This is a genomic window from Brevibacillus sp. FW301-21C12A, assembly GCF_058788915.1.
On the sequence record NZ_JBYTBG010000037.1, the window covers coordinates 16194 to 34633 of the forward strand.

Here is an 18440-nt window from a genome sequence, read left to right on the forward strand (position 1 = left end):
CAGATTAGAAAACTTGGCTGCGCCAAGCCACTGGCGAAGCCTTCGTTGCCCTTATACTGGACAAGAATCTTATCCATTCTTATCTGTACGTGAAAAGCGAGGCCCACAGGGTCTCGCTTTTTTATCAACAAATGTTTGCCAATCACGCTTTTGGACCTGCTACTCCCCATTACCTCGGCTCACTGCTCAAATGCTCATGAATCAGCTTCCACTCGCCTGCCTCCGTTTTGACAAACACATTCGTGGCCCGTCCGCTCCCGGAGACGAACTCGCCGTTGTAATAGCCTTCGTACCGGTACGTGTACAGACAGGTCGCGGAGTGCTGGTCGGCGCTGATCCACTGCACGTCAGTCGCGGCGTACACTTCTTCCTTGATGACGTTCCAGGCGTTTTCGAAGTAGCTGCGGATTTCAGGCAGCGAGGTGCAGGTCTTGTCTGAAAACCAGTAGACGGCCTGCGGGTGCAGCACCTTTTCCACGTTTGAAAAGTCGTGCGTGTTCGTAGCGGCGATGTATTGCTCCAATGCTTGCTGATAACCCATGGCGAACATGACCTCCCCGACAAAATTCAGAAAATACGGCTTCTTTTTTGTATTGTAAAGGATTTCCTGATCGCGTACCAGACCATGAAAAAAAGCCCGCCCGATCTAGAAGGGGGCTATTCGGGCGGCAATGGAGGACGTAATGTCCATCGTAGGGTCTGACAATTTCATCATAGTGCGGACATGTTAAGGGAGAGTAGAGGCAGCATGAAGCATTTGTTAATTTTGGGCGTAGTGCAGGCGAGGAGGGCAAGCACCTGTTTTTTTTATTTTGCCGATCAACTAGACAGGCATCCATACGGACAGCAGTCGGCTATCATAAGCTGAAAAGAAGTGCTGGTCCTTTGCAAGGTCAGCTCTGCTCTACGACGTGAGAAGAGAGGAGAGGAAAGCCATGGGATGCAGGCGCGGCGGCGGTTTTGGCTTCGGAGGTGGCGGGTTTTTCTGGATCATCCTCATCATTCTTCTGGTCACTTCTTTCTGGGATGATTAAGCTCTGATTGGCAGCATAAGCAAAAAAGACTCTGCACGCGGCTTGCGAGCCGAGCCGGCAGAGTCTTTTTTGTACAGAGAAAAGATTCTTATCCGTAAAAGCGGAACTAAGGCAGCGCCAATGGTTTGGCGCGACCAAGTTTTCGAACTGTTGGAACAAACTGTTGGAACAAAGCCAGAAGCTTTACGCCTTCAAATGCTGCAAAAACTGGCGGGTGCGCTCCTCGCGCGGCGACGAGAACAGCTTGGCCGGGGTATCGCGCTCGACGATGACGCCCTGGTCCATAAAAATGACCTCGTCGGCCACTTCGCGGGCAAAGCCCATTTCGTGCGTGACGACGACCATCGTCATCCCTTCCTGGGCCAGCTCCTTCATGACTTTCAGCACTTCGCCGACCAGCTCGGGGTCGAGCGCAGAGGTCGGCTCGTCGAACAGCATGACTTGCGGGTCCATCGCCAGCGCGCGGGCAATCCCGACACGCTGCTGCTGGCCGCCGGAGAGCTGTGCCGGGTAATGGTCGAGCTTGTCGCCTAGCCCTACTTTGGACAACAGCTTGGCCGCTTTGGCCCGCGCGCTCTCTTTGCTTTCCTTTTTGACGGTCACAGGGCCTTCCATGACGTTTTCCACGGCGGTCATGTGCGGAAACAGGTTGTAGCTTTGAAACACCATCCCTGTCTGTTTGCGCAGCCGCGGGATGCTTGCGCGTTCAACCTTTTGCGAAAAGTCCAGCTTGACCTCGCCGATCTGCACGCTGCCGCTGGTCGGCACTTCCAGCGCGTTCAGGCAGCGCAACAGCGTCGTTTTCCCGGAGCCGGAAGGGCCGATGATGACGACGACCTTTCCTTTTTCCACGGTCAGGGAAATGCCTTTTAACACGTGCAAGTTGTGAAACTGTTTATGCAAATCCGTGATGGTAATCATCTGGGTTCACCTGCTTTTTAGACGTAGCGGTCCAGCTTGTTTTCAATCCGGTCCTGGATGAAAGAGAGGACGAAGCAAATCATCCAGTAAATGAGCGCCGCCTCCGAATAGACGAGCAGCGGCTCATAGGTCGCGGCGACGATCTCCTGTGCCTTGCGAAACATCTCGGGAACGAGAATCGCCGCCGCCAGCGACGTATCTTTGACCAGGCTGATGAACGAGTTGGACAGGGGCGGAACAGAGACGCGTGCTGCCTGGGGAAGCACGACCCGGCGCAGCGCCTGCCAGTAGGTCATCCCGAGCGAGTACGCCGCTTCCCACTGTCCTTTGTGAATGGACAGGATGGCAGCCCGCACGACTTCGGAAGAATAGGCGCCGACGCTGAGCGAAAAGCCGATGATCGCAGAAGGGAACGGGTCGATCATGATGCCGACGCTCGGCAAGCCGAAGAAAATGATGAACAGTTGCACCAAGAGCGGCGTCCCGCGAATGAGCGATACATAAAAACGGGCGATGCCCACCAGTGGCTTGATGCCGGACAGGCGGGCCAAAGCGGTTAAAACAGCGATAATCAGGCCGAAGAAAAAAGAAACGATGGCAAGCGTCAAAGAATAGAGCAAGGCTCCTTTCAAAAGAGGCAGAAAGGAGCTTTGCGCAATATCCATCCATCGGTTCAGGCGTTCCGGGTTGTCAAAGAAGTTACTTAGAAACATCTGCACCAAACCATTTCTCGGAAATTTTTGCGAGGGTACCGTCTTTCGTCATATCATCCAGCGCTTTGTTGAACGCGTCAACCAGCTCTGTGCTGCCTTTGCGGAAGAGGAACCCGTTTTTCGCGACGTTCGGATCTTTGGCGACAATTTTGATCGGCGTATCCGGCTTTTGCTTGAGGAAGTCCAACAGCGACAGGCCGTCGTTGATCGTGATGTCGACACGCTTGGAAGTGAGCAGGTCGATCGCCTGGTTGAAGCCTTCTACCCCGACGATTTCTGCGCCGTTTTTCTTCGCGATGTCCGTGAGGTTGCTCGTCAGCGTCTGTGCCGCTTTCAAGCCTTTGATATCTTCAAAGCCTTTGACGGTCGTGTTGTCCTTGTGGGTCACAAGAACGGCCGTCGAAACGGTGTACGCATTGGAGAAATCGTATTTTTCCTGACGGTCCGGGCGGATTCCCACCTGGTTCGCCACGACGTCAAAGCGCTTGGAATCGAGTCCGGCGAACATGGCGTCCCACTGGGTTTCCTGGAACACAGGCTCGACGCCGATGCGCTTGGCGACTTCCGTTACGACTTCTACGTCATAGCCGGTCAGCTTGCCAGATTGGTCGTGGAAGGTGAACGGAGCGTAAGTGCCCTCGGTCCCGATCAAGATTTTTCCGTCCGCTTTTACTTTTTCCAGCAAGTTTTGCTCTTTTTTCTCTTCGCTCGCTGCTGGTGCTGCGTTGTTTTGTGGCGCTTGGGAAGAAGAGGAGCCGCAGCCTGTCAAAGCGACCAGTAAGGTAGATGCGAGAACGGAAAACAATAGTTTTTTCATAAAGGAACCCCCACTAAACCGATATGTTTTTTTGATAGGAACATGCTAAAAGGGACGGACAATTTTGTCAACGAACGTTTACTTGGTGATGTCTTCGCCGAACCATTTTTCGGAGATGGATTTCAGCGTGCCGTCCTGGTGCATGTCATCGAGCACCTTGTTGATCGCGTCCACCAGCTCTGTGCTGCCCTTGCGGAACATGAACGCGGTCGGCTGGCCTTCTTCGTTTTTGGTCACGATCTGAATTGGCGTGTCCGGCTTTTGCTTCAGGAAGTCGAGCACGGACAGGTTGTCGTTGATGACGACGTCGACGCGTTTTTGTGCGATCAGGTCAATCGCCTGGTTGAAGTTGTCGACGGCGACGATCTCCGCTCCGTGCGAACGGGCGAGGTCGGCGTAGTTGCTGGTCATGGACTGGCCGGCCTTCAAGCCTTTGATGTCAGCGAAGCCTTTTACAGCCGTATTGTCCTTATGGGTGACGAGAACGGCGCGGGAGATCGTGTACGGCTTGGAAAAATCGTATTTTTCCTGGCGGTCTGGGCGAATCCCTACCTGGTTGGCAATCACGTCAAAGCGTTTGGAATCCAGTCCGGCGAACATGGCATCCCACTGGGTTTCCTGAAACACCGGCTCGACGCCAAGGCGCTTGGCGACTTCGGTCACGACCTCGACATCGTATCCGGTCAGTTTGCCGGACTGGTCATGGTACGTAAACGGCGAGTATGTACCTTCCGTTCCGATGACGAGCTTTTTCTCCGCTTTGACTTTTTCCAGCAGGTTTTGCGACGCTGCTGGCGGCGTTGCATTATCGGATTGGGAAGGCGCGCCGGAGCTGCTGCAGCCAACGAGTCCCAACAACAGGCAAGAGAGCAGAGTAGAGAAAATGACTTTTTTCATGATGATAATCCCCTTTATGTTGATCGAATTTCATGGATTCATAGTAGTAGGCTCATCGGGCTTTGTCAATCATAAAAATGCTAAATCCGATTCGGTTACTATGAATTGGTTTTTGCGCAAACGGTTCCTTTTCAGGATTCTCCAATTGCCCCGGGGCTATGTGCGAATGAGAGCCGCTTATTGTGCAAGTAGTGGTTGAGGTTGTGGGCGCACATAGCGTACAATGAGTACGACCTTGGGAGTTTGCCTGCTTTTTTTATGGAGAAAAAGCGGTGAAATAGATGGGACAACAACGAACCGATAAAAGGAGTCAATCAGCATGTTAAACGACTGGCGTATGTACACGGATGCAAGCGGAACGGAGCAAAAACACGTAGCCTGGCATGAAGTATTGCGGGAAATTGCGCAGTTGGACGGCGTGAACCGGACGCTCGTGCATGCGGCTTACGGCGACCATGTGGATCTGGTGGTGGCTGGCGGAAACAAAGGCAAGGTGCTGGTTCAATGGAAGGAACACGAGCCGGGCGAGCAGCATTTTGTGTTGACCACGGGCGAGCAGAGCGCGGTGATGGCGTCGCTCGTCATTGAAGGCGGCGAGGCGGTGTTTCCGCTCTCCTGGTGCATCCCGCTGGAGAAGGCTGTCCCGCTGTGCGGCGATGTGCTCCGAACTTGCGACAAAGGCGAGCCACAAGAACTGCAATGGCTGCCAGTAGAAATGTAGGCGGGGGAAGCGGGCGATGGAATTTCAAACGTTGCAGCAATCCGTTCTCATCATGGCCGTCATTATCGGCATCGGTAGCCTGATCGGTTACCGCCAGCCGCTGACGGCCGATTCCCGTCAGCTTGTCATTACGATCATTATCAACGTGGCGATGCCGTGTATCATTTTGGACGGAATTTTTCAGACGCAAATCGACCATCAGCTTTTGATTCAAATTTTTGCAATATTCGTCATTTCGATCGTCCTGAACTGTCTGGGCATTTTTCTCGGTTGGGCGGGGGCCAGGACGCTGCCGTTGCCTGCGAAAAAGCGGCGGGAAATCGCGATTTTGTCCGGGCTTGGCAACACCGGCTTCATCGGGCTTCCGCTGTGCGCCGCCTTGTTCGGGCCAAAAGGCGCCTTGCTGGCGGCGATCTTTGACGCTGGCGTAGACGTCGTGCTCTGGACGGTTGGCGTCATGATGCTGCAGGAAAAAGGCTCGTTTTCGCTGAAAGGGCTGAAGACGCTTGTCAACATTCCGATGATTGCGATTGTATTCGGACTTGGCTCCGCCCTGGTCGGCTTTGCCCCGCCAGAGCCGGTCAAGCATCTGTTCGGCACGCTCGCGAAGCTGGCTTCGCCGCTCGCCATGATGTACATCGGGATGCTGCTTCCGCTGTTTTTGCGCAACAAGCCGCAAGTGTCCCTCCCGCTGCTCGGGATGCCGCTGGCCTTCAAGCTGTTCGTCTTTCCGCTGCTGACGGCCTTGCTGCTGTCGACCTTTTCGCTGGACAGCGATATCGTCAGCGTCACGCTCGTGCAGGTGGCGATGCCTACGTTGACGCTCGCCTCGATTCTGTTCGGGCGGTACAAGGCCGACGAGGAAATGGGCGCGATGACGACGGTGTTTTCCACACTGCTGGCGCTATTGACGATTCCAGCCGTCGTGCTGATGGGAAACTGGCTGTTGCACTAAAGCGTGCTTGCGCCAGGAAAAGCTCCGGTCCTGCCGCAGATGGCAGGCCGCTTTTTTTTAGGCGCAAGCACTGAAACGAATAAGAACAACCGAAAGTCTAACAAGATAGAAACAATCCGACAGCAATGGAATGGAGGAACAAAGATGAGAGGAAAGACATGGATGGCCGTTGCGCTGAGCCTCCAGCTTTTTGCCGTGGCCCCGGCGCTCGCGGCAACGGGCGGTACGCAAACGGCGACGGTTTTGGTAGATGGAAAAGCTGCGGCTCTGCAAAAGCAGGCGATTCTCCAGCAGCAGAAAACATACGTGTCTGCCGCGGACGCAGCCAGCTTACTGCAAGCGGCCTGGACGCTCGACGGACAAAAAGGGCAGTTGAAGCTGGGCGAGCGGACGATTGTGTTCCAGTTGGACGCGGAAACAGTGACGGTGGACGGCAAGCCGGTAGCAGGCGGCGAGGCTGCGCTCGTCCGCGGCAAAGAGGTGTACGTGCCGCTGCGCTGGCTCGTGGAGCAGGCAGGGCATGAGATTGCCTGGAATGAGGAGAAAAAGGCGGTGGAAATCGTGTCGAAAGCGCAAAACGATGCATTTGTCCTCGTGGACGAAAAACAGTTGAGCAAAGAAGAGCAGGACTTCATCGAGTCGGTCAAAGGAAAGCGGGGCGTCCATCAGCGGGGAGACTTGTACGTCATTGCCCGCGGCCAGGCTCCCCATCCCGGCTATGGCTTGCAAGTTACAAAGGTCGAGCAAAAATGGGAGCAGCTTTTTGTGTACGTCAAGCAGACAGAGCCTGCGCCGGGGATGATGTATCCGCAAGTGATCGCCTACCCGTATTTGACGGCAAAAGTGAAGCTCCCACCGTACACGACGATCTCGTTTATAGACGCGGATACGAACAAGCCGCTGTTCGAGGGTCAGGCGCAAGGGCAGTAGGCGTTTTCCCAAGCAGCGTTTTGGCGCTTGTTTTTCGCGTGAAGCTGGTATATGATGGTGGATAAGATTTACCTAATCCTTGGGAATGGAGGTGTATGTACGTGTTCGGAACCGTTCAGGCATGGTTTGTGGTAGAAACTTCCAGTATGACGCATGATTTTTCTTTCAACGGGACCAGTCTGCCCATTTTTGCGCATACAACTGAACGGAGTTTCCACAGGCGTACCATGCATCGACCAGGGACGGTTTGTTCTTGTTCATAATGGGTGACTGACTCGCGCGGCGTTTTGCGCTGGCGAGTGGCTCCCCTTACGATGCCGCAGGTAATGGCCTGCGGCTTTTTTGCGTCCATTTTTGCCTGTTCGCGGGCAAGCGCGGGGGCAAAAGTCGGCCGGGGCCAGCCAAGGAAGTCCATTATTTTAAACCGTTATCACTAACCAAGGAGGAAATGAACTCATGATTATCGTCGCGACTACACAATTGGAAAAATCGTACGGAGCCGATCCGGTTCTGCAAGGCGTTACACTGGAAATAAAGGCGGGCGAGCGGGTAGGGATCGTCGGGCCGAACGGAGCGGGGAAAACGACCTTGTTCAAGCTGCTGGCCGGAATCGAAAGCCCGGATGCGGGCGAGTTGTACCGCGCCAAAGGAACGGTATGGGCATACTTGCCGCAGTCTCCGCACTACCCGGCAGACTGGACGGGCGAGGATGTGGTGGCAAGCGCGTTTGCCGATGTGCGTCACATTCAAGAGCAGATGCGCGAGCTGGAAGGGCAGATGGCCCTGCTCTACGAAAACGAGGCCGAGTTGAATCGGCTGATGCAGCGCTACCAGAAGCTGCAGGACGAGTTTGAGCAGTTGGAAGGCTACCAGTGGGAGACGCGCATGGCGCAGGTGACGCAAGGCTTAGGCGTCAGCGCGGAGCTTTTGGCGACGCCTTTTGCCCAGCTTAGCGGGGGCGAAAAGACGAAGGCGGGGCTGGCCAAGCTTTTGTGCCAAAAAAGCGACGTCCTGCTGCTCGACGAGCCGACCAACCACCTCGATGTGGAAGCGATGGAGTGGCTGGAGCAATTTTTGCAGAGCTATCCGGGAACGGTGTTGATTATTTCCCACGACCGCTACTTCCTGGATGCCGTCGTGACGTCGATCTACCATGTCGACGGCGGGGAAGCGGAGTACTACATCGGCAACTACAGCGCTTTTGCCGCCGAACGGGAGGAGCGCTTGCTGCGGCAGTTTGCCGCCTATCAGGAGCAGCAGAAAAAAATCAAAAAGATGAAGGAGACGATCAAGCGGCTCAAAGAGTGGGGTAACCGCTCCAACCCGCCGAACGAAGCGTTTCACCGCCGGGCGAAGAGCATGGAAAAGGCGCTGGCGCGGATCGAGCGGATCGAGCGGCCGAAAATGGAAGCCGACCGGATGGGCTTGCAGTTCAATAAGACCGACCGGAGCGGCCAGGATGTGCTGATCGTAAAAGGCGTGCACAAAGCGTACGGGGGCAAGCCGTTGTTTTCCGACGCCAGCCTGCTTTTGCGCTTCGGGGAGCGAAAGGCGTTGCTCGGGCCGAACGGCTGCGGAAAATCGACGCTGATCCGCATGCTGTTGGGCGAGATCGAGCCGGATGCGGGCACGCTCAAACTGGGCAGCAGCGTCAAGGTCGGTTATCTTTCGCAGCAAGCGCTGGAAGGGGACCAAAACCAGCGGCTGATCGACGCGTTCCGCGACGTGGCGAAGGTGACGGAGGCAGAAGCGAGGCATTTGCTGGCGCGGTTTCTGTTTTACGGCGAGCATGTCTTCAAGCGGATCAGCCAGTTGAGCGGCGGCGAGCGCATGCGGCTGCGCCTGGCCCAGCTCATGCACCAGGACATCAACCTGCTCATCCTGGACGAACCGACCAACCATCTCGATATCGAAGCGCGGGAAACGCTTGAGGAAGCGCTCGCTGATTTTCACGGCTCCTTGTTCATCGTCTCCCACGACCGCTATTTTTTGCAAAAAATGGTCGACGGCGTCTTTTGGGTGGAGGACCGACAGCTTGTGCACGACGTCGGCAACTATGAGGAAGCGCGCGAAAAGCAGAAGCGGCGCAGCGCAGCGCGGGCTGACAGGCTCGCGGAGGAATCGCGCGGCAAAGGGACCAAGCCAGAGCGGCCAGCGGCAGAAAGCAAACCGTCTTCGGCAGGCGCGCCCGCTTGCGCACAGACAAAACGCCCCAATGCCTACAAGCTGTCCGAGCTGGAAGCGCGCATTGCCAGACTGGAGGAGCAAAAAGAGCGCTTGAACAGGCTGCTTCTGGAGGCAGGGGCGGACTACCAGCAACTGGCGGAGTGGCAAAAGCAAATCGAGCAGGTGCAAGCCGAACTGGATGAGTCGTACTTCGCCTGGATGCAAATGCAGGAAGCATAGGCGCAACTCGCTTTTGCCTGGAGCTAGAGCAAACCAAAAGGCAGCGGAGGCCGCGGACGAGAAAACAGTCCGGGACTTCCGCTGCCTTTGGCGTTTGCCGCGCATACGGGCTTTTGCTTAATTCGAGGTTTGCATGGTCGGCTCCGGGTCGGGCAGCCGCCGATAGCTGCCGAAAAACCAGAGCAGAATCAGCACCATCAGGACGCCGCCGAGAAAAAACGGTCCGCTGTGGGAAAATTGGTAGACCGCGCCCCCTGCCAGTGGACCCAAAATCCGTCCGAGGCTGTCCATCGAGCTGATCGCCCCGCTGGTCACGCCTTGCCCTTGCGTAGTGCGCTGCGTAATCATCGCGGTAGCGGTTGCCCGGATCATGCCTTGTCCAGCCCCGAACAAGGACAAAATCAAGGCCAGCGCCCAAAAGTTGCCGGACAGCGGAATCGCGAAAAAGCCGATGCCGTAAAAGATCATCCCCAGCGCAAGCACAGAGGCTTCCCCGAACTGCTTGACCAGCCTGCCGATCAGGCCGCCCTGCACCAAGGCCGCGATAATGCCCATGACGAGGAACATGTAGCCGAGGTCTTTGGACGTAAAGCCGTACAGATCGCTGATGAACAGTGCAAAGGTCGTCTCCAGCCCGGAAAAGGCGAACGAGACGACAAACAGGATCGCATAGAGCAAAGACAGGGAACCGAACAGAGAAGTGAACGGGTTTTCCCTTGCTTCTTTTTGCAGGCTCGTCCGCTTTTCCTTGGGCAAGCTCTCCGGCAAGGCGACAAGAATGAAGAGGAACGTAACGAACGCGACGATTCCCGAAGCGTAAAACGGAATCGCAAACCCGTACCCGCTGAGCAGGCCGCCAATGACGGGGCCGAACACAAAGCTGAGGCCGATTCCGGCACCGACTACGCCCATTCCTTTTGCCCGCTCTTCAGACGGAAACAGGTCTGCGACCATGGCTGTTACCGTAGGCAGAGCCGCTGCGGAGACGATGCCGCCCAGGATGCGGTACATGAGCATTTCCGCATAGCTGTCCGCCATCCCAAACAGGATAAACGTGACGGCAAAGCCGAGAAGGCCAAAAGAGACGAGCGGCTTTCGCCCGATCCGGTCGGAGAGGCTTCCCCATACAGGTGCGAACAATAGCTGCATGATGTTGTAGCTGGCGAACAAAACGCCGATTTGAAAGGAAGACGCACCCAGTTTTTCTGCAAAGAAAGGGAGAATGGGAATGATGATGCCAAACCCGAGCATGGTCAAAAAGGCGATGAAGAACAAGAGGGCCAGGTACTTCTTATTCACAACATTTACCTCGTTTCACACAAATATCAGCTACTATTTGCTTGCATTTTCCACCTTACGTGAACGAAGTGTCGAAGTCAAGCGAGCGGCGTGGGCAGCATTGCCGATAGCGTGCTATAATGGAAAAGAAACAAGAATCGTTTTGCAAGTTGTCCAGTATATATCCATGAGGTGTTTGTCACATGTCTACTGCAATGCTGTACTACCTGGCCTGGCATGAAGATGACTGGCTGGATGAAGTTCTCGACCGCTTTCCTGAGGTGAATGCGATCGTGCCTACAGCGAAAACGTTTGAGCTGATCGCCGGGCAACGGGAGTCGAATGAGGTGACGCGCGCGGTCCTCGTCTTGAATGCGGCACAGGAGCAGGACAGATGCCGCGAATTTTTGCGTCTGTGCCAGGGACATCCCCAGCTTTCCAAAGATCCGCTGTACATTGTCGGATTGAAGCCTGAAGAGGAGGAGGCGTGGCAGGAAGCGTATCCGCATGCGAAGATCATCGTCATTACCGGCTTTGCTGTCGAGTTTGACTACGATGCCGTCCTCGCGAGGATGGAAATCGATCTGGAGGGAGCCCATTGAAAGCGAACCCCAATGAGTTCGATTTAAAGGCGTTTCTGCACCGCTTCGGTTTGTTCATCTACACGGGAGACCCGGAGGGGGATCTGCTCTTGATAGAGGACGAGATTCGCGAGCTGTACGAATTGAATGTCATTGAAAAAGAAGAGTTTATGGAGGCCATGTCAGCCGTGCGCAGCAAGCGCAAGGCGCTGGACGGCCGCTAACCGAAAAAAAGAAAAACCGGAACGAGGCGTGTTTATCTGCCGCTCTTAGGATGCGGCGGTGATAAGCGCGTTTTTTTGTGCAGATCAGGCTTCGCCAATGGCTGGACGCAGCCGCGACCGCTTTCTTAAGAAATTCTTCATAAATCCTTTCCAAAAACGTAAGGCATTCTCTCCATTTTAGAAAGGTTTACCCTGTAGCATAGAGAGCAGGATGGAGAGAAGGAGCGGCGGTGGCGATGACAGACTGCGCAACGTTTTTGCGGGAATTATGGAAAGAACTTTTACGGCAGCTCGTTCCCGATGAAGTTTCGGTGATGAGCCTGGGCGCAAAGATCGCGCATGAGGATGCGGCTTTTTCCGTTGTGTACGCAGCCGTTTTTTTGGCGGCGCTCATCGGAGTGGCGGCGAGCTACATCGCCGGAGCATGGATGGGCGCACCTGCTCTGGCCCGGCTGTTCGGCCGCCGCTGGGCTGCCCGCCTGCGCCCGGGATGGGGACTTGGGCAAAGGGAGCGGGAATATGTAGGCTGGGTACTGGCGATCAGCGTTTTTATCCCGGTGGTTCGCTACCTCGTTCCTTTTGCTGCGGGCTTGTATCGGTTGCCGCTGCGCCAGCTTTTGCTGTTTTTTTTGCCCAGCACGTTCGTCTGGACCCTTCATTATTTTCTCATGGGCTACTGGTTCCCGGACGAGTTGGACGCGCTGTTGGCAGGAGTGTACCAGTACAGGAAAATTACGTTGGTGACGGCAGTTGTGGCCGCCGTCTCCTACATCACGATTCGCCAGTACATGCGAATGAAGCTTTGGATGGGAGCCACAAGCGCGAAGCACAGGGGAGAATTGCAAAAGGAGCCGACTGCCTGAGAGGGAAAACGCCCAGGACAGCCGGCTCTTTTTCATGTTGGGGAAGGCGCCGCGGGCAGCTCCCAGCCGAAGCTGTCAAACCACTTGTTCCGCCTGTAATTGGCAATCGCCTGTCTGACATACGGAATGACGTTGTCCGGCAACTGGTCGAGGTCCGCCCAGACCAGCTCGTCGCATTTGTCCGGTTCGGCGTTCACGATCTCGCCCTGCCAGCTTGTGGCGGCGACAAAAAAGTCGATTCGCTCGTCGGTGGAGCGCCTGTGCATGACGCCGACGAGCGAGAGGGCAGAGGGAGCAATCTCGATGCCGCACTCTTCCCGGGCTTCGCGGATGGCCGCTGTCTTGACTTCCTCGTTTCCATCCAGATGTCCGGCCGGGACGCTGTAATTTCCGTCCTCATAGCCTGTATTGTAGCGGCGCAGCAGCAAAATCTCGTTGCCTCTCACGAGAAAAAGATGCACGGCAACCGGCATGGTAAAATGGGTTCGCATAAGCGCAGCTCCTTTTCTCAGCCTTCCTCTGGACGATGATTTTCCGCAGCTTGTCTGCGCCGTTTTTCCCTGTTCTTTTTCAGGACGGGCGAGCTGCTCATGGCGGCAAACAGCATGCCGAACCCGGCGATTGCCAGCACGATGCCAATGATGAGGTAGATGGTAGAAGACATTCGAAAAAGACCTCCTTATTCTATGAAAGCAAGCATGAATCTGACTTTGAACTGTGTTATAATGGCACAGTGTGTTTTACCCGATACTACGTATTGACTTATAGAAAAGCACAGGGAGGATTTCGCGAGATGACTCAGCATACGTCTGTCGATCAGCTATCCATTAACACCATCCGCACGTTGGCGATTGATGCCATCGAAAAGGCCAATTCCGGCCACCCGGGAATGCCGATGGGCGCTGCCCCTATGGCTCATGTTCTGTGGAGCCGTTTCATGAAGGTCAACCCTAGCAATCCGCAGTGGATGGACCGCGACCGTTTTGTCCTGTCTGCAGGACATGGCTCTATGCTATTATACTCGATGTTGCATTTGATGAAATACGATGTTTCGCTGGAAGACCTACATAACTTCCGCCAGTGGGGCAGCAAGACGCCAGGCCACCCGGAGTTTGGGCATACGGCTGGTGTTGATGCGACGACCGGACCGCTGGGACAAGGAATCGCGATGGCTGTCGGGATGGCCATGGCGGAAAAACATATGGCGGCTGTTTACAACCGCGACAACTTTGACATCGTCAACCACTACACCTACGTCATTTGCGGCGACGGCGACCTGATGGAAGGCGTGTCCAGCGAGGCTTCCTCCCTGGCGGCTCACCTGAAGCTCGGCAAAATGATCGTGCTCTACGATTCGAACGATATCTCCCTGGACGGCGAGCTGTCCCGTTCCTTCTCGGAAAACGTGGCGGCACGCTACCAGGCATACGGCTGGCAATACTTGCGCGTAGAAGACGGAAACGATCTGGCAGCGATCGAAGCTGCAATTGCAGAAGCGAAAACAGATCTCGACCGTCCTACCTTGATCGAAGTCAAAACCGTCATCGGCTACGGCAGCCCGAACAAAGGCGGCTCCAGCGCTTCCCACGGCGCACCGCTCGGCAAGGACGAAGTGAAGCTGACAAAAGCGAACTACGCGTGGACGCATGAAAACGAATTCCACGTGCCGCAGGAAGTAGCTGACTTCTACGCAAGCCTGGCAGAAGCGGGCGAAAAAGCGGAAGCCGCGTGGCGCGACAAGTTTGCGGCTTACGCCAAGGCGTACCCAGAGCTGGCTGCGCAATTCGCGACAGCACAGGAAGGCCACCTGCCGGCAGGCTGGGATGCGAACATGCCTGTGTACGAAGCAGGAGCCAAACTGGCGACTCGCGTAGCTTCCGGCAACGCGATCAACGCGCTGGCGAAAACCGTTCCGTTCTTCCTCGGCGGTTCCGCTGACCTGGCTCATTCCAACAACACCGTCATCAAAGAAGCGGGCAACTTCCTGCCAGGCTCCTACGAGGGCCGCAACATCTGGTTCGGCGTTCGCGAGTTCGCCATGGGGGCAGCCCTCAACGGGATGGCTTTGCACGGCGGCGTGAAAGTGTACGGCGGTACGTTCTTCGTCTTCTCGGACTACCTGCGTCCGGCGATCCGTCTCTCTGCCCTGATGAAACAGCCAGTGGTGTACGTGTTCACGCACGACTCCATCGCGGTCGGCGAAGACGGTCCGACGCACGAGCCGATCGAGCAGCTCGCTTCCTTGCGCGCGATGCCGGGACTGACCATTTTGCGTCCGGCAGATGCGGTGGAGACGAACGAAGCGTGGAAATACGCGGTATCCCGCACAGACGAGCCAGTCGTTCTGGTGCTGACTCGCCAAAACTTGCCAGTCCTGCCTGAGACGATCGAAAAAGCGGCAGAAGGCGTGACCAAAGGCGCTTACGTACTGGCGGATGCGCCAAGCGGCAACCCGCAGCTCATCCTGCTGGCTACCGGCTCCGAGGTGTCTCTGGTGATGCAAGCCCGCGAAGAGCTGCTCTCCCGCGGAATCGAAGCGCGCGTCGTGTCCATGCCGAGCTGGAACCTGTTCGAGCGCCAGCCGAAAGAATACCGCGATGCGGTCATTCCGCCAACGGTAAAAGCACGGGTAGCCGTGGAAATGGGCTCTCCGATGGGCTGGGAGCGTTACGCCGGGGATGGCGGCAAAGTCATCGCGATCAACCAGTTCGGCGCATCCGCACCAGGCGAGCGCATTATGCGCGAGTACGGCTTTACGGTGGAAAATGTGGTCGCAACAGCAGAAGAGCTGCTCAAATAAATGGTTTTTGCTCCGTAAAAAAAGCCTATCTCTCTCGGGAGATAGGCTTTTCCAGTGACAAATGGGAATCAGTATGGAATGATAGACACGTGCCAAAACCAAAAGGAAGAAACTTTTTTCAAAAGCATCCGTCTATATAAGATGCGGGGGAGAGAGAAAACCAGGAGGTAAGAAATGGCAACAAAGGCCAAGAAGAAAGTCAGGAAGAAGAAAAACAACTTGCTGATGATTGCCGTAGGATTCGCAGTCTTTCTCATCTTGAGCGTCATTGGGGGATACTTCTCCCTGTTGTATGCGGGAGACCGGATGATTGCGGAAAACGAACAGAAGCTGAAAGATTTGAAAACAGAACCAACCGTCATATACGACAAAAACGGCGAAGAGATGACGAGCCTGATTCGTCAAAAAAACCGTGAATACAAGCCGATCAACGAGATGCCGAAAATTTTGATTAACGCGTTCCTCGCCGTCGAGGACAAACGCTTTTTCGAGCACAAGGGCGTCGACATGATCCGGATCGGCGGAGCCATTATCAATGACATTAAAAAAGGTTCACTGGCTGAAGGGGGAAGCACGATTACCCAACAGCTAGCCCGCAACGTATTTCTCACCCTGGACCAAACGTTTTGGCGCAAGACGAAAGAGATGAGTATCGCGATCGGACTGGAGCGCCGATATTCGAAGGATCAGATTTTGGAAATGTACTTAAACCGCGTCTATTTGGGCGAAGGGGAGTTCGGCGTCGAGGATGCGTCCAACTACTACTTCGGACACTCTGTCAGCGATGACGAATTCACCATTGCCAAAGCAGCGATGCTGGCGGCGATTCCGAAAGCGCCGACGACTTATTCGCCGTTCAACGACCCGGAAAAGGCGAAGCTGCGCCGGGATACCGTCATTCGCCTGATGTATGAGCAGGGCATCATTACCGAAGCGCAAAAAAACGAAGCGCAGGCAGAGCCGCTGCCAACCGAACCGACGGAAGTAGCCGGAGCCAGCCTGAAAAAAGGCTACCGCGCCTTTTTCGACCATATGGTAGAGGAAGCGGACGCCAAGTACGGCGTGACAGAGGAAGAGCTGTACCGTGGCGGCTGGCAAGTGTACACGACGTTTGATCCGAAAGTGCAGGATGCCATGATCGCCGAGTATGCCAACGCGAAAAACTTCCCGAAAGACGGGGCGAAGCGCGGCGTCGAATCGGCCATGATCGTCGTGGATGCGAAAAACGGCGGCATCGCCGGGATGATGGGCGGCCGCAACTACGCGGCAAAAGGCTTCAACTACGCGACAGACATGAAGCGTCAGCCGGGCTCCAGCTTCAAGCCGCTGGCTGTGTACGCGCCAGCGATTGACTCAGACAGCAAGTGGGGGCCAAATTCTTCGCTCAGCAACAAAAAGCAGAGCTTTAACGGCTACGAGCCTCGCAACTACAACAACAAATACAGCGATTCCGTAAGCATGAACCGCGCGTTGATCGATTCCCTCAACGTGCCGGCGGTTTGGCTGTTGAATGAGATCGGCGTCCAAACAGGCATCGATTACTTGCAAAAATTCGGCATCGAGCTGGCGCCGGAGGACCGTAACCTGGCGATTGCGCTCGGAGGTCTCAGCAAAGGGACGTCTCCGCTGAAAATGGCGCAAGCCTATACCGCTTTTGTCAACGGCGGGGTCATGTCCGAGGCGCACACGATCACGAAAATCGAAAACAAGAGCGAAGGTGTCGTCCGGGAGTACGAAGGCAAACAGACCGAAGTACTGAAGCCGAAAGCGGCTTGGGCTGTTCACACCATGTTGGAAAGAGCGGTTCAGGAAGGGACGGGGAAAGCGGCCCGCATCTCCGGTCGCCACGTTGCCGGAAAAACGGGTACGACCCAGTCGATCGCCGGGGACAGCAGCGTGAACAAGGATGCCTGGTTCGTCGGCTATACGCCGGAATACGTCGGCGCCGTCTGGATGGGCTTCGACCCCGAGGACAAACAGCACTTGATGCGCCAGGGCAGCAGCTTGACCGCGCAAATGTTCTCCAAGGTGCTCGCAGCAGGCTTGAAGGGCGTGAAGGCGACAGACTTCGTGCGGCCGGATGGCGCAGTGGAGGAACAGCCGGAGGAAGAAGCAGCCCAACCGCTGCAACTGGCGGCAGACCTGACACTCGACAACAACCAGTTGAAAGTCGTCTTGAGCTGGATTGGCGGAGCGCCTGATTACACATACGATGTGTACCGCGTCAAGCAAAATGGCGAGCGCGAGCTGATCGCGGCGGGATTGAAGGACACGACGTTCGTCGATGCGCTGGATAATCCGAACGAGTACCGCTATGTCGTCGTTCCGCGCAACGCCCAGGGCGAGGAGCAGACGCCTTCGCCGATTACGAGCATTAACTCGCAAAACCTGGAAAACTTGATTAATGCAGGAGATGGCCATCACGAGGACGGCAACAGCCAGGAGCAAAACCCGGACGGAACAGGAACCGACAACGGCGACGGCACGATCCAGTTCCCGCCGAACTTTGGCGGCAACAACAATCCGGGCAACGGCGGCCAACCAGGCGGCCAAGATCCGAACGGAGGCCAGGGAAATCAAGGCAATCCAGGAAACCCGGGAAATGCTGGCGAAATCCCGCCAGACATCGCCAATCCGGGCAACGGGCAATCAGGCGGTTCTACAGGCGGCAATCAGCAGCCGGCACAGCCTGTAGATGGCGCTCAGCAACAGACTGATCCCAATGGAACGAATGGCGGTTGAGTAGCATAGGATAGACAACTCGACAGATTCAACTATTTGCACATCTTCTTTCGCGTGGTACAATACCAGTAAATCGGGAGACAGGGGGGACAGTCCATGTCTGACTTCGCACAAAGAGATTTGCCCACTTTTTTCAAGGACCAATTACGCCGAGCCAAAGTGAATTTTGAGCGAGCTCTCGACTGTAAACATACCGATTTTGACGACCTTTACCCATATATGAACGAGCAGCCACAGTTTTTCTGGTACAAACGTTACGTCGCCTGGTCAGAGCTGCTGACTGTCGTGCGGCTGGCTGAGGAATTGGGCGTCGATTGGACAGAGGATTTTAGCGAGCAGCAGGTGGAATTTGTCAAAGGCAAAGTTCTGCAAGGAAAAGTGCTCGATTACTGGAATCCGGAAGAAGAACAGGAAGAAACGATCAGTCAGTTGGAAGAAGAAAAATAAGGCCATAAAAAATAAGGCGCGTTCCCGATGGCGGGGCGCGCTTTTTTCAGTGGAAAACGAGGTTTGCCGCCGGGCAAAAACATGGCGATGACCGCTTGCCGCGAGCAAAGC

The 18440-nt window shown here is 55.5% G+C and carries 18 protein-coding genes; 10 read left to right on the plus strand and 8 right to left on the minus strand.

What is annotated here, in order from left to right; all coding sequences use genetic code 11:
* Positions 1 to 169 precede the first annotated feature (169 nt).
* The 5 genes from AC3WQH_RS19480 to AC3WQH_RS19500 all read right to left on the minus strand — a co-directional run bounded on the left by AC3WQH_RS19480 (position 170) and on the right by AC3WQH_RS19500 (position 4382).
* Positions 170 to 541, minus strand: coding sequence for a YybH family protein (locus AC3WQH_RS19480; protein WP_005836571.1), 372 nt, complete (start codon positions 539 to 541; stop codon positions 170 to 172).
* A 676-nt stretch (positions 542 to 1217) separates the two neighbouring features.
* Positions 1218 to 1955: an amino acid ABC transporter ATP-binding protein gene (locus AC3WQH_RS19485; protein WP_026557838.1), complete on the minus strand. Its 738-nt coding sequence runs from the start codon at positions 1953 to 1955 to the stop codon at positions 1218 to 1220.
* Between the two features lie 17 nt (positions 1956 to 1972).
* Positions 1973 to 2668 (minus strand): amino acid ABC transporter permease, encoded by a 696-nt coding sequence (locus AC3WQH_RS19490; protein WP_025843858.1) that lies wholly within the window; start codon positions 2666 to 2668, stop codon positions 1973 to 1975.
* Positions 2655 to 3485, minus strand: coding sequence for an amino acid ABC transporter substrate-binding protein (locus AC3WQH_RS19495; protein WP_005836563.1), 831 nt, complete (start codon positions 3483 to 3485; stop codon positions 2655 to 2657). The genes AC3WQH_RS19490 and AC3WQH_RS19495 overlap by 14 nt, the downstream gene beginning before the upstream one ends.
* A gap of 78 nt (positions 3486 to 3563) precedes the next feature.
* Entirely contained in the window at positions 3564 to 4382 is an 819-nt protein-coding gene (locus AC3WQH_RS19500) for an amino acid ABC transporter substrate-binding protein (protein WP_025843860.1), read from the minus strand.
* 319 nt (positions 4383 to 4701) lie between these two features.
* Here AC3WQH_RS19500 and AC3WQH_RS19505 point away from each other — a divergent pair, with 319 nt between their 5' ends.
* The 4 genes from AC3WQH_RS19505 (at position 4702) to abc-f (ending at position 9394) form a co-directional block, all read left to right on the plus strand.
* Positions 4702 to 5103 (plus strand): hypothetical protein, encoded by a 402-nt coding sequence (locus AC3WQH_RS19505; RefSeq protein WP_005836559.1) that lies wholly within the window; start codon positions 4702 to 4704, stop codon positions 5101 to 5103.
* A gap of 16 nt (positions 5104 to 5119) precedes the next feature.
* Entirely contained in the window at positions 5120 to 6058 is a 939-nt protein-coding gene (locus AC3WQH_RS19510) for an AEC family transporter (RefSeq protein ID WP_005836557.1), read from the plus strand.
* Between the two features lie 144 nt (positions 6059 to 6202).
* Positions 6203 to 6988 (plus strand): stalk domain-containing protein, encoded by a 786-nt coding sequence (locus AC3WQH_RS19515; RefSeq protein ID WP_026557839.1) that lies wholly within the window; start codon positions 6203 to 6205, stop codon positions 6986 to 6988.
* A gap of 456 nt (positions 6989 to 7444) precedes the next feature.
* Complete coding sequence (gene abc-f / locus AC3WQH_RS19520; RefSeq protein ID WP_007778966.1) at positions 7445 to 9394, plus strand: ribosomal protection-like ABC-F family protein; 1950 nt, start codon at positions 7445 to 7447, stop codon at positions 9392 to 9394.
* Between the two features lie 117 nt (positions 9395 to 9511).
* Here the strand turns inward: abc-f and AC3WQH_RS19525 are convergent, their stop codons facing one another.
* Positions 9512 to 10693: an MFS transporter gene (locus AC3WQH_RS19525; RefSeq protein ID WP_005836552.1), complete on the minus strand. Its 1182-nt coding sequence runs from the start codon at positions 10691 to 10693 to the stop codon at positions 9512 to 9514.
* 182 nt (positions 10694 to 10875) lie between these two features.
* Between AC3WQH_RS19525 and AC3WQH_RS19530 the strand changes: the two genes are divergently transcribed.
* The 3 genes from AC3WQH_RS19530 to AC3WQH_RS19540 all read left to right on the plus strand — a co-directional run bounded on the left by AC3WQH_RS19530 (position 10876) and on the right by AC3WQH_RS19540 (position 12340).
* Positions 10876 to 11274, plus strand: coding sequence for a hypothetical protein (locus tag AC3WQH_RS19530; protein WP_005836550.1), 399 nt, complete (start codon positions 10876 to 10878; stop codon positions 11272 to 11274).
* A complete protein-coding gene (locus tag AC3WQH_RS19535) occupies positions 11271 to 11477 on the plus strand; it encodes a YqgQ family protein (RefSeq protein WP_005836548.1) in 207 nt (68 codons plus the stop codon). The genes AC3WQH_RS19530 and AC3WQH_RS19535 overlap by 4 nt, the downstream gene beginning before the upstream one ends.
* Positions 11478 to 11713: 236 nt before the next feature.
* Positions 11714 to 12340 (plus strand): DedA family protein, encoded by a 627-nt coding sequence (locus tag AC3WQH_RS19540; RefSeq protein WP_290426108.1) that lies wholly within the window; start codon positions 11714 to 11716, stop codon positions 12338 to 12340.
* A gap of 32 nt (positions 12341 to 12372) precedes the next feature.
* Here the strand turns inward: AC3WQH_RS19540 and AC3WQH_RS19545 are convergent, their stop codons facing one another.
* Both AC3WQH_RS19545 and AC3WQH_RS19550 read right to left on the minus strand, forming a co-directional pair.
* Positions 12373 to 12831 (minus strand): NUDIX hydrolase, encoded by a 459-nt coding sequence (locus tag AC3WQH_RS19545; protein ID WP_005836543.1) that lies wholly within the window; start codon positions 12829 to 12831, stop codon positions 12373 to 12375.
* Between the two features lie 17 nt (positions 12832 to 12848).
* The gene (locus AC3WQH_RS19550; protein ID WP_005836541.1) at positions 12849 to 13004 is read right to left on the minus strand and encodes a hypothetical protein; all 156 of its coding nucleotides are present in this window, start codon (positions 13002 to 13004) and stop codon (positions 12849 to 12851) included.
* Positions 13005 to 13133: 129 nt separating this feature from the next.
* Between AC3WQH_RS19550 and tkt the strand changes: the two genes are divergently transcribed.
* The 3 genes from tkt (at position 13134) to AC3WQH_RS19565 (ending at position 18329) form a co-directional block, all read left to right on the plus strand.
* Positions 13134 to 15140: a transketolase gene (gene tkt / locus AC3WQH_RS19555; protein ID WP_290426109.1), complete on the plus strand. Its 2007-nt coding sequence runs from the start codon at positions 13134 to 13136 to the stop codon at positions 15138 to 15140.
* A gap of 174 nt (positions 15141 to 15314) precedes the next feature.
* A complete protein-coding gene (locus AC3WQH_RS19560) occupies positions 15315 to 17882 on the plus strand; it encodes a transglycosylase domain-containing protein (RefSeq protein WP_005836537.1) in 2568 nt (855 codons plus the stop codon).
* 96 nt (positions 17883 to 17978) lie between these two features.
* Positions 17979 to 18329, plus strand: a complete 351-nt coding sequence (locus tag AC3WQH_RS19565; protein ID WP_005836536.1) for a hypothetical protein — start codon at positions 17979 to 17981, stop codon at positions 18327 to 18329.
* The last annotated feature ends 111 nt before the right edge of the window (positions 18330 to 18440 follow it).

What these genes read in the sequence shown, in the direction of transcription:
- AC3WQH_RS19480 (WP_005836571.1), bottom strand. Translation starts at nt 541, where the DNA reads ATGGGTTATCAGCAAGCATTGGAGCAATACATCGCCGCTACGAACACG.
- AC3WQH_RS19485 (WP_026557838.1), bottom strand. Translation starts at nt 1,955, where the DNA reads ATGATTACCATCACGGATTTGCATAAACAGTTTCACAACTTGCACGTG.
- AC3WQH_RS19490 (WP_025843858.1), bottom strand. Translation starts at nt 2,668, where the DNA reads ATGTTTCTAAGTAACTTCTTTGACAACCCGGAACGCCTGAACCGATGG.
- AC3WQH_RS19495 (WP_005836563.1), bottom strand. Translation starts at nt 3,485, where the DNA reads ATGAAAAAACTATTGTTTTCCGTTCTCGCATCTACCTTACTGGTCGCT.
- AC3WQH_RS19500 (WP_025843860.1), bottom strand. Translation starts at nt 4,382, where the DNA reads ATGAAAAAAGTCATTTTCTCTACTCTGCTCTCTTGCCTGTTGTTGGGA.
- AC3WQH_RS19505 (WP_005836559.1), top strand. Translation starts at nt 4,702, where the DNA reads ATGTTAAACGACTGGCGTATGTACACGGATGCAAGCGGAACGGAGCAA.
- AC3WQH_RS19510 (WP_005836557.1), top strand. Translation starts at nt 5,120, where the DNA reads ATGGAATTTCAAACGTTGCAGCAATCCGTTCTCATCATGGCCGTCATT.
- AC3WQH_RS19515 (WP_026557839.1), top strand. Translation starts at nt 6,203, where the DNA reads ATGAGAGGAAAGACATGGATGGCCGTTGCGCTGAGCCTCCAGCTTTTT.
- abc-f (WP_007778966.1), top strand. Translation starts at nt 7,445, where the DNA reads ATGATTATCGTCGCGACTACACAATTGGAAAAATCGTACGGAGCCGAT.
- AC3WQH_RS19530 (WP_005836550.1), top strand. Translation starts at nt 10,876, where the DNA reads ATGTCTACTGCAATGCTGTACTACCTGGCCTGGCATGAAGATGACTGG.
- AC3WQH_RS19540 (WP_290426108.1), top strand. Translation starts at nt 11,714, where the DNA reads ATGACAGACTGCGCAACGTTTTTGCGGGAATTATGGAAAGAACTTTTA.
- AC3WQH_RS19545 (WP_005836543.1), bottom strand. Translation starts at nt 12,831, where the DNA reads ATGCGAACCCATTTTACCATGCCGGTTGCCGTGCATCTTTTTCTCGTG.
- AC3WQH_RS19550 (WP_005836541.1), bottom strand. Translation starts at nt 13,004, where the DNA reads ATGTCTTCTACCATCTACCTCATCATTGGCATCGTGCTGGCAATCGCC.
- tkt (WP_290426109.1), top strand. Translation starts at nt 13,134, where the DNA reads ATGACTCAGCATACGTCTGTCGATCAGCTATCCATTAACACCATCCGC.
- AC3WQH_RS19560 (WP_005836537.1), top strand. Translation starts at nt 15,315, where the DNA reads ATGGCAACAAAGGCCAAGAAGAAAGTCAGGAAGAAGAAAAACAACTTG.
- AC3WQH_RS19565 (WP_005836536.1), top strand. Translation starts at nt 17,979, where the DNA reads ATGTCTGACTTCGCACAAAGAGATTTGCCCACTTTTTTCAAGGACCAA.